This is a genomic window from Actinoplanes awajinensis subsp. mycoplanecinus (assembly GCF_001509495.1).
GTDB classification, from domain to species: Bacteria; Actinomycetota; Actinomycetes; order Mycobacteriales; family Micromonosporaceae; genus Actinoplanes; species Actinoplanes palleronii.
Genome location: NZ_LLZH01000167.1, coordinates 212,539 through 222,029, shown reverse-complemented (window position 1 = coordinate 222,029; position 9,491 = coordinate 212,539). Strand labels below are relative to the sequence as shown.

Here is a 9,491-nt window from a genome sequence, read left to right as displayed (position 1 = left end):
TTGCAGGATGGACCGGGGGGGGGGGCTGTCAGCGGCGGGTGGGGGGAAGGGGCCAGGTTCGGGGGCCCTGGATCGGGGCGGCGGGGTCGCCGTCCAGGGCCAGGCTGACCTGCCAGGCGCTCATCGGCGGGCGGCCCAGGGACCACCAGCGGTCGATCAGGGCGACGGCGTCCGCGGTGTAGCGCTCCGCCTCGGGGCCGCCGGCCAGCACCGAGCCGTCCGCCGGGATCACCGCGCCGCCGGTGCCGGTCGCGTCCAGCAGGGCCAGGTGGTTCTGTTCGCGGCCGGGCAGGCCGGCCAGGGTGGCGCGGTGGTCCCAGGCCCCGGCGGCGTACCAGAGGTCGCGGTAGACGATCGCGTCCAGCGGCGAGGCCCACCGGGGCGGGGCGGTCTCGGCCATCGCGGCGAGGGTCCCGGCCGACGGCGGGTGGCTGCCGGAGTGCCGGGCGCCGAGCGGGCCGGCCGCGGCCATGAAGCCCGAGGAACAGACCACGGTGGCGGTCATCGGATCACCCGGCCGGGCGGCCAGGACCGGATGGTGACCGGCGTGCTCGACCGGCGCCATCACGAAGCCACCCGGGGCGAGCTGGCCGAACCAGTGCGGGGAGAACCCGGCGACGCCGACGGTCACGATGATCCGGTCGTACCGGAAATCGGGAACCCCCAGATAACCGTCGCCGGCGACGACCCGCACCCCGGCGGCGCCGGCCCGATCCAGCGCGGACCTCGCGCGGGCGGCCACGTCCTCCTGAACGTCCACACTTGTCACCTCGGCGCCGAGCGCCGCCATCAGCGCGGCGTTGTACCCGGTCCCGGCACCGATCTCGAGCACCCGCATCCCGGGCCGGACGTCCAGCGCGCCGAGCATCATCGCCATCAGCGACGGCTGGCTGGACGAGCTGACCGGCTTGTCCCCGTTCAGCTTCGTGACCAGCACGTCGTTGCGGTACACCGAGGGCAGGAAGGCCGGGTCGCCCGGCTCGACGCGGCTGCCGTCCCTCCGATGGAAACCCTCCGGTACGAACAGCTCCCGGCGCACCCCGGCGAACGCGGCGGCCAGTTCCGGCGTCAGCCGCACCCCGTCCAGCCTGATCTGATCGAGAAAGTCCCGCCGAGCATCCGCCATGACTGCCACGGTACGTAACCTGACCCGGCTAGCGTGTCGCCCGTGGATGACTCAGTGGTCGGCTGCACCCTGGAATTCGACGTCCTTGAGCCCTCCGAGATCGCCCTGCAGATCGCCGTGGCCGGCCCGTCCAGAGAAACGCTGCAGGTCACCGGCGCGGACGGCCCGATCGAGTCCGTTGAGGTCGACCGGCAGCACCTGGTCCACGCCCCGGCCGGCCCGCTCACCGTGACCTATCAGGCCACGGTGCCACCGAGGACAGCGGTGCGGCCGGTCACCGACCTCGACCGGATCGTCGCTCTGCGGCCCAGCCGGTACTGTCCCTCGGACAGGCTTGGCGGTTTCGCGGCCGGTGAGTTCGGGACCGCGCCAGAGGTTCCCACCATCGCCGCGTGGGTGTTCCAGCGGCTCTTCTACCAGGGTGGCAGCAGTGGTCCCAGCACCGACGCCATCGACACCATGCTGTCCGGGGCCGGAGTCTGCCGGGACTACGCCCACCTGGTCGTCACCCTGTGCCGGGCCAGTTCGATCCCGGCCCGGGTCGCCGCGGTCTACGCACCGGGACTGTCCCCCATGGACTTCCACCTGGTCGCCGAGGCCGTGGTGGACGGGCGGTGGACGGTCTGGGACGCCACTCGGCTTGCACCGCGTCCCACCCTGATCCGGATCGCGACCGGCCGGGACGCGGCGGACACCGCGCTGGCCAGCACCCTGTCCGGCTCGGTCATCCTGAACCAGACCGAGATCTTCGCCATCGCCGGCGGCGACCTCCCCCTCGATGATCACCAGTCGCCGGTGTCCCTCGCCCACTGACGACCGCGGACCGTCAATGGTGGGCGGGGGCAGCCGGGCGCACCGAACCGGGCACCGGGGACGGCGCCGGGCCCACGGCCGCGACCGCCGCGGTCAGGCGTTCCGGCACGTCACCCGCGTGATAGGGCCACTCCGACTGCTCGATGTGGGCGAGGAACCCGGCATAGGTGACGGCGCCCAGCAACCCGGCCACCGGGCGCAGCAGTTCCACCGCGCGCTCCGGTTCGCAGCCCGGCGCGGTCTCCCGCCAGCGCTGCGCCCACGCCGCGACAAGCGGTTCCGGATTGTCCAGGCCGTCGGTGAGCCGCAGCAGGTCGAAGGCCGGGTGACCGACTCCGGAGTCGCCCCAGTCGATGATCACCAGACCGGCCTCGCCGTCGGTGCGCACGTTGCCCGGGTGCAGGTCGCCGTGCAGCAGCGTGTCCGGCAGCCCGCAGGCGGCGACCGCGGCCAGCCGCTCCGGCAGCCCGTCGATCAGCTCCGCCAGCCCGGGGATGTCATCCCGATACGGCGCGGCCACCCGGGCGAACCGGGCCGCGTCCAGACCGCGGGTCGGGAGCGCGGCGTCGCCCGGCACGGTGTCGGCCGGCAAGCGGCCGGCCGGGGAGGCGGCGGCCGGGGAGGCGGAGTGGGTCAGGCGGCGATCCGGGACGCCGGCCGTGAGCAGGCGGTCGGTCCGGGTGGCGTAGTGGGCCTGGACCGGGTGGAACATCTCGGCGATCTCGGCGCACAGCCGGGGACCCGCGCCATAGCGGTCGTCACCGGGCACGTGGGCGAGCAGCATCCGCCCGGCCTGGCCGGCGGCCAGCAGGTATGGGACGAGCTCCGGGGCGACCTCGGCGACCAGGCCGAGCACCGCGGGCTCGTGGGCGAAGAATTCCGGCACCTGTTTGAGCCAGGCCACCGGCCCGCCGTCCGGGCCGTCGAGCCGCCAGATCGCGGACAGGTTCCAGGTCCGCTGCTGACGAGCGGTCGCGCCGGGGAAACCCAGCCGGTCCAGCGCGCCGGCCGCCCAGGCCAGGGACGCGGACGGCCCGCCCGGCTCGGCCCACGGCGCGCGCCGGGCGTGCGGGACCAGGTCGGCGCCGAGCGGGGTCAGCCCGGCCGGCCGGTCCGGGGTCTCGGCGAGGTACGTGACGTGCCCACCGGGCGGCGCCTCCCGGTCGGCGTGCAGCAACCGCAGCACGGTGACCTCGACCCCGGCCCCGGCGACCACCTCGGCGACCTCCTGCCACCAGGGGCCGAGAACGGTGAACGGCGGCAGCGCGCCGAGCAGGTCACCGGCCGGATCGACCAGCACCAGGGTCACGGTTCGAGGCATGACCTCATTCTCGCCCACAGGTGATCCTGATCGGCCCGCCCGTGCAGACGCAGCCGGGCCATTCCCCCGTCGGGGAAGATGTCCAGCCGCGCGTGGGTGACCGCAGGGCCCTTGACCAGCGGGAACCGGTGCGGAGTGTCCGGGCGCAACGCTGTCCGGGGCAGCAGCTCGACCTGGTCGCCGTCGGCGGTGAGCCCGGTCAGCGTGGCCCAGCCGGGGGCGTTGCCCTTGAAGTGGCTGGTGTCCAGGTCGGCGAAACGCAACCTGGCCGGGGCGGCGAGTTGCACCAGCACCCAGTCGTTGGCGTCGTCGCGGCGGCGGGAGGTCTCCCAGCCGTCGCCCATGTTCTGCGCCAGGCCGGGCATCAGCATCCGCTGCGGGTGGCCGTAGAAGACGTTGCTGCAGTCGACGACGCGACCGCCGTACTCCGCGGCGGCCACGTCGAAGATCTTCGGCAGCAGCGCGGGGTCGGGGACCACCTCGCCGTGCACGCGCAGCCGGGCCACCCCGCCGTCCGGGTAGATGGTGAGCCGCACGTGGGTGTAACGCCGGCCGTCGGTGACCCCGAAGAGGTTTCTCGAGTCCCCTTTGAGCTCGGCACGCGGCAGGATCTCGGTCCACTCGGCCTCGGCGAGCTCGGCCGGGCCCGGATAGCCGGGCAGGGCGACCGCTTCGACCGACGCGTACGGCGGGAAGTTCCCGGTGAAGAACGCGGTGTCCACGTCCACCCCGTGGATCACGCCGGGCGCGCCCAGCCGGACGATCGCGAAGTCGTGCCCGGGGCTGCGGCGGCGGCGGGTCTCCCAGCCGTCGTACACCTGGCCCTTGTGGTCGAAGGTCTTCGGCGCGTGCCCGGGCGCGGACGGGAGCACGAGGTGGTCGGCGGTGGCGAAGAACTCGTCGTTGGCGTGCACGACACCACCACCGAAGGCCCGCGACGCGAGGTCGGGCAGTGCGGTGAAGTCCTCCATCAGTTCTCCCTCGTCAGGAATCGTCCGGCCTTCTCGGCGCCGGTCACCGGCGAGCCGCGCAGCCACGTGGTGCGGACCACGCCGCGCAGGGTCTTCCCGGCATACGGCGTCACCGGGTTCTTGTGGTGCAGCGCGTGCGCGTCGACCACGAACTCCGCATCCGGGTCGAACGCCACCAGGTCGGCGTCCGCACCGACCGCGATCCGGCCCTTGCCGGCCAGCCCGGCCAGGCCGGCCGGACGGCTCGCCATCCAGCTCACCACATCGGCGAGCGAAAACCCACGCGCTTGCGCGGAGGTCCAGATCACCGGCAGGCCGAGCTGCACCGACGCGATGCCACCCCAGGCGGCCGCGAAGTCGCCGGTGTCCTGACGTTTCAGTTCCGGGGTGCACGGCGAGTGGTCGCTGACCACGCAGGTGATCAGGCCGTCGGCCAGCGCGGCCCAGAGCAGGTCGGCGTTCGCGGCGTCCCGGATCGGCGGGCAGCACTTGAACTCGGTGGCGCCGTCCGGGATCAGGCCGGCGTCCAGCGTGAGGTAGTGCGGGCAGGTCTCGGCGGTGACCCGCACCCCCTCCGCCTTCGCCTTCGCGATCAGCGGGAGCGCGGACGCGGACGACAGGTGCAGGATGTGGACCCGCCGGCCGGCGGTCCGGGCCACCTCGATCGCGGTGGCGACCGCGGCGTGCTCGGCGTCGGCCGGGCGTGAGGAGAGGAAGTCCGCGTACGTCGCGGAGCTGGCCGCGTCGTGCAGGTGATCCGGGTCCTCGGCGTGCACCACGAACAGCGCGTCGACGGCCCGCATCGCCGCACCGAGCTGGGCGGCGTCGACCGGCGGGAACTCCGGGACACCGGAGTCGGCGAGGAACGACTTGAAGCCGAACACCCCGGCGGCGTGCAGCGCGGGCAGGTCGGCCGCGTTGCCGGGGATGGCGCCGCCCCAGAAGCCGACGTCGACGTGGCACTGGCCGGTGGCGGCGGCCTGCTTGACCCGCAGCGCCGCGGCGTCGACCGTGGGCGGCAGGCTGTTGAGCGGCATGTCGATGATGGTGGTGACCCCGCCGGCCGCGGCGGCGCGCGTCGCGCTGGCGAAGCCCTCCCACTCGGTGCGGCCCGGCTCGTTGACATGCACGTGGGTGTCCACCAGCCCGGGTAGCAGCACGGTGTCAGCGAGATCGACGTCGTTGACCGCCGGCAGCTCCGCGTCGTACGGATGAATCGAGACGATCGTGCCACCCACGACCGCAACCGACGCTGCCACCTGGCCCTCGGGCGTGATCGCCCGCCGGGATCGCACCACAAGATCGAACATGGATCGACCCTAACCGCGCTTTGTTACGCGGGATGCCCTTCCAGGCGGAAGCACATTTCGACGCCGTCACGTACCCTTCGGCCATGGCACGACGGTGGCGACTCGCTGTGATCTGTTTGGCCTGCGGTGTGGCCGTCAGCGGCCTCGAACTGGCCCGGGGCCGCACCGGCACGGCCCTGGCCATGCTGGCGTTCTTCCTGGTCATGTCGCTGGTGGCGTCGCCACTGATCTTCCCCGGCGCCACCGCCGCGCCGGACGGCGCGCCGGTGGTCTACTGGCGTCCCGGCTGCCCGTTCTGCCTGCGGCTGCGTGCCCAGCTCGGCGCGGACGGCGCCCGCCTGACCTGGGTGGACATCTGGCAGGACCCGGCGGGGGCGGCCGTGGTCCGCGGCATCACCGGCGGCGACGAGACCGTGCCGACCGTGGTGATCGGCGGCGAGGGCTTCGTCAACCCCGATCCGCGCTGGCTGCGCGAGCGCCTCCGGACCGCCTGACCGGTACGGCCCGCAGCCGGCCACCCCGGCCGGGCCGGGTGAGCGGATCCGGCACTTCGTCGAGGTGCAGGCTCCGGATGACCGCGGGCGGCGCGACGGTCACCGCGTCCGGGCACGGGTACCAGGCGCACCCGCAGGAGCATCGTCTCGTCCACGGCTTGTACCAGGCGCGTACCGGTTCGTGTCGCACGTTCGCCTCCCGGCGTTCGGGCTGATGCCCTGTTGTACGTATCCGGCGCGCCGCGGTTCGAGGTCATCGGCAATTCGACGGACGCTAATGTGTCACGGTATGGACGAAGCAGACCAACCACGCCGGGTGACCGGGCTGACCGTGCTCACCGTCGTCGTGATCGGACTCGCGCTGGCCGCGGTGGCCCTGGTCGTCCTGCTCGTCGTCAGTCCCGCCTCCGGGGTCAGCCTGGTCCCGGGCTGGCTCACCGCCGCCGGCGCGTCCACCACGGTGATCACCGGTGGTCTGGTCGCCGCGGTGCTGGCCGGCCTAGCGGTGATCAACAGCCGCCGCGGCCGGCGGTCCGGTCTGCTGGTCCTGCTGGCGGTCGCCACCGTGCTGGTGACCGCCGCGACGCACCGCATCACCGACGACCACGGTGACCGCGGTGACCGCGAGCCGGCGACGGAGAACACCTGCGTGGTCTACAGCGGCGGGAGCCAGAGCTGCCCCGGTGGCTGATCACGATCAGACAAGAGCTGATCCCGATCAGACGAGAGCGGTCAGCTGTTCCCGGGGGAACCCCGCGTCGGTCAACGCACCGCAGTCCAGCCCCCGCAACAGATACCCGGCCAGCGCCCGCGCGGTCGCCGGCTCGTCCATGATCCCGCTGTCCTGCCGGTCCAGGTACCGGTGCAGGCGGGTGATCGCCGCGTCCCGGCCGTCCCGGAAGAACGCGTAGGTCGCCGCGTACCGGCTCGGCAGCTGCGCCGGGTGCAGGTCCCAGCCCTGGTAGTAGCCGCGTTCCAGGGAACGGCGGACCAGCCGGTGGTGCAGCTGCCACGCGGCGTGCACGTCGTCGCGGCCGCCGACCGGCAGGATGTTCGTCGACCCGTCGGAGAGCCGTACCCCGGTCTGCGCCGCGGCCGCCTGCATCACCGCCTTGGCATAATCGGCCACCGGATGCTCCATCGACTGGTAGGCCGCGGCCACTCCGGCCGCCGCGCTGTAGTCGTAGGTGCCGTAGTGCAGGCCGGTGCAGCGCCCGTCGGCCGCGGTGATCAGCCGGGCCACCGTGGCCGTGCCGTCCGCGGCGAGGACCGCCGAGGGCAGTTCGACCTGGATCTCGAAGGTGAGCGCGCCGGTGCTCAGGCCGTACGAAAGCTCGAGTTTTTCGCAGAGCGCGACCATCGTCGCGACCTGGTCCGTACCGCTGACCTTGGGCAGGGTGATGGTGAAGGTGTCCTGGTAGGAGTCCAGGAAAAGATCGAGGGTGCGCAGCGCGCGGTGCCGGGTCGCGGCCTCCAGCGACTTGATCCGCAGGCCGAGGAACGGCGGGCGCGGTCCGTCGGCCAGGATCGCCGCCGCCTTGCGGACCGCGGCGTCTTCCTGATCATCATCTCGTACGCCGTAACCGTCCTCGAAGTCCACCCGCAGGTCCTCGATCGGCTCCCGTGCCAGCTTGGCGCGCACCGCGTCGTCCGGCCACGGGAAATCGTGCTGATCCATCGCGGTCAGCGCGATCGTGCCCCAGTCGCGGAACCCGTCGAGCTTGTCGGCGGGCACGTAGACGGTGTGCACGGGTTGCCGCCCGGCGCGCTCCCCCGGGTACCGGGCCCGGAGGAACGCGTCGTGGGCAGCAAGGCGCCCGTCGATCTCGGCATAGTCATGATCGGACAGGCGCATGTGACGATTTTCCTCAGTCGATGGAGTCGTAGGCGGCGCTGGTCAGGAAGTCGGCGAAGTCGTCGGCCAGCGCGACCCGCTCGAACAGCTTGCGGGCGTCCTCGAAGCGGCCCTCGCCACCGGCCGCCTCCTTGATCTTGACGAGTTCCTCGTCCTCGATCCGGGCCACCAGCTCGGCGGTGATCGGGGTGCCGTCCGGCAGCTTGACGCCGTTGTGGATCCACTGCCAGATCTGCGAGCGGGAGATCTCCGCGGTGGCGGCGTCCTCCATCAGGTTGTGGATCGCGACCGCGCCGTTGCCGCGCAGCCAGGCTTCCAGGTATTGCAGGGCCACGTTGACGTTGTTGCGCAGCCCGGCCTCGGTGACCTGCGCGTCGAGCGAGGCGACGTCGAGCAGGTCACGGGCGTCGACCGAGACGTCCGGGCGCAGCTTGCCGAGCTGGTTCGGCTTGTCGCCGAGCACCCGGTCGAAGATCGCCTGGCAGACCGGAACCAGGTCGGGGTGTGCCACCCAGGAGCCGTCGAAGCCGTCGCCGGCCTCGCGCTCCTTGTCCTCGTTGACCTTCGCGAGGGCCACCTCGTTGACCTTCGGGTCGCGGCGGCTCGGGATGAACGCGGCCATCCCGCCCATCGCGAACGCGCCGCGCTTGTGGCAGGTGGCCACGAGCAGTTCCGAGTACGCCCGCATGAACGGCGCGGTCATCGTCACCGAGGCGCGGTCCGGCAGGATCATCCGCGGGTTGTCCCGGAAGTACTTGATGATGCTGAACAGGTAGTCCCAGCGGCCGGCGTTCAGGCCCGAGATGTGCGGGCGGAGCGCGTAGAGGATCTCCTCCATCTCGAACGCGGCCGGGATCGTCTCGATCAGCACGGTGGCGCGGATGGTGCCGACCGGGATGTTCAACGTCTCCTGCGCATACGTGAAGACGTCGTTCCAGAGCGCGGCTTCCTTGTGCGACTCCATCTTCGGCAGGTAGAAGTACGGCCCACTGCCACGCTCGAGCAACTCCGCGGCGTTGTGGAAGAAGTAGAGCCCGAAGTCGACCAGGGCGCCGACGGCCGGTTCGCCGTCGACGGGCAGGTGCCGCTCGTCGAGGTGCCAGCCGCGCGGGCGCATCACGATCGTCGGGTACGGGCCGTCGTTCAGCGCGTACGTCTTCTTCTCGGTCTCCAGCGTGATCGTGCGCCGGATCGCGTCGTACAGGTTCTGCTGGCCGTCGACCACGTTGGACCAGTGCGGGGTGTTGGCGTCCTCGAGGTCGGCCAGCCACACCTTGGCGCCCGAGTTCAGCGCGTTGATGGTCATCTTCCGCTCGGTCGGCCCGGTGATCTCGACGCGGCGGTCCCGCAGGTCGGCGGGGGCCGGCGGGGCCGACCACTCGGCGGCGCGGATGTCGGCGGTCTCGGCCAGGAAGCCCAGGCTCGCGCCGGCGGCGATCTCGGCCCGCCGGGCGGCACGCGCCTGGAGGAGCTCGTTCCGGCGCGGCCGGAACCGCCGGTTCAGGTCGGCGACGAACGCCACGGCCTCATCGGACAGGATCTCGGTCATCGTTGACGGCTCCTCTCGGTGTTATTACTCCCGCGTAGCGTAATGGGGGTGC

The 9,491-nt window shown here is 72.3% G+C and carries 8 protein-coding genes and 1 pseudogene; 3 read left to right on the top strand and 6 right to left on the bottom strand.

The annotated features are described in order from the left end of the window. Nucleotides 1-28 precede the first annotated feature (28 nt). Entirely contained in the window at nt 29-1,126 is a 1,098-nt protein-coding gene (locus ADL15_RS19815; RefSeq protein ID WP_067693032.1) for a protein-L-isoaspartate O-methyltransferase family protein, read from the bottom strand. 42 nt (nt 1,127-1,168) lie between these two features. Between ADL15_RS19815 and ADL15_RS19810 the strand changes: the two genes are divergently transcribed. Further along, a complete protein-coding gene (locus tag ADL15_RS19810; protein ID WP_198170893.1) occupies nt 1,169-1,939 on the top strand; it encodes a transglutaminase-like domain-containing protein in 771 nt (256 codons plus the stop codon). A 13-nt stretch (nt 1,940-1,952) separates the two neighbouring features. Here the strand turns inward: ADL15_RS19810 and ADL15_RS19805 are convergent, their stop codons facing one another. From ADL15_RS19805 to allB, 3 genes are read right to left on the bottom strand one after another with little or no spacing between them, the layout of a single operon-like run. Continuing rightward, a complete protein-coding gene (locus ADL15_RS19805; protein ID WP_067693026.1) occupies nt 1,953-3,260 on the bottom strand; it encodes a phosphotransferase family protein in 1,308 nt (435 codons plus the stop codon). Further along, complete coding sequence (gene alc, locus ADL15_RS19800) at nt 3,245-4,231, bottom strand: allantoicase (RefSeq protein ID WP_067693023.1); 987 nt, start codon at nt 4,229-4,231, stop codon at nt 3,245-3,247. Before alc ends, ADL15_RS19805 begins: the two co-directional genes overlap by 16 nt. Continuing rightward, nucleotides 4,231-5,541: an allantoinase AllB gene (gene allB / locus ADL15_RS19795; protein ID WP_067693020.1), complete on the bottom strand. Its 1,311-nt coding sequence runs from the start codon at nt 5,539-5,541 to the stop codon at nt 4,231-4,233. Before allB ends, alc begins: the two co-directional genes overlap by 1 nt. Nucleotides 5,542-5,624: 83 nt before the next feature. Between allB and ADL15_RS19790 the strand changes: the two genes are divergently transcribed. Both ADL15_RS19790 and ADL15_RS19785 read left to right on the top strand, forming a co-directional pair. Next, nucleotides 5,625-6,035 (top strand): glutaredoxin family protein, encoded by a 411-nt coding sequence (locus ADL15_RS19790; protein ID WP_067693079.1) that lies wholly within the window; start codon nt 5,625-5,627, stop codon nt 6,033-6,035. Nucleotides 6,036-6,324: 289 nt separating this feature from the next. Next, nucleotides 6,325-6,726 (top strand): DUF1109 family protein, encoded by a 402-nt coding sequence (locus tag ADL15_RS19785; RefSeq protein WP_157441468.1) that lies wholly within the window; start codon nt 6,325-6,327, stop codon nt 6,724-6,726. Between the two features lie 27 nt (nt 6,727-6,753). On the opposite strand, the gene ADL15_RS19780 is transcribed toward ADL15_RS19785, so the two are convergent. Together ADL15_RS19780 and aceB are read right to left on the bottom strand one after the other, a co-directional pair. Then, nucleotides 6,754-7,890, bottom strand: a complete 1,137-nt coding sequence (locus tag ADL15_RS19780) for a DUF6986 family protein (RefSeq protein ID WP_067693015.1) — start codon at nt 7,888-7,890, stop codon at nt 6,754-6,756. Between the two features lie 13 nt (nt 7,891-7,903). Continuing rightward, nucleotides 7,904-9,442: pseudogene (gene aceB, locus ADL15_RS19775) on the bottom strand (malate synthase A); the annotation flags it as partial. Nucleotides 9,443-9,491 lie beyond the last annotated feature (49 nt).

Coding starts and splice junctions, on each gene's coding strand:
- ADL15_RS19780 (WP_067693015.1), bottom strand. CDS start 7,890: ATGCGCCTGTCCGATCATGACTATGCCGAGATCGACGGGCGCCTTGCT.
- ADL15_RS19815 (WP_067693032.1), bottom strand. CDS start 1,126: ATGGCGGATGCTCGGCGGGACTTTCTCGATCAGATCAGGCTGGACGGG.
- allB (WP_067693020.1), bottom strand. CDS start 5,541: ATGTTCGATCTTGTGGTGCGATCCCGGCGGGCGATCACGCCCGAGGGC.
- ADL15_RS19790 (WP_067693079.1), top strand. CDS start 5,625: ATGGCACGACGGTGGCGACTCGCTGTGATCTGTTTGGCCTGCGGTGTG.
- alc (WP_067693023.1), bottom strand. CDS start 4,231: ATGGAGGACTTCACCGCACTGCCCGACCTCGCGTCGCGGGCCTTCGGT.
- ADL15_RS19805 (WP_067693026.1), bottom strand. CDS start 3,260: ATGCCTCGAACCGTGACCCTGGTGCTGGTCGATCCGGCCGGTGACCTG.
- ADL15_RS19785 (WP_157441468.1), top strand. CDS start 6,325: ATGGACGAAGCAGACCAACCACGCCGGGTGACCGGGCTGACCGTGCTC.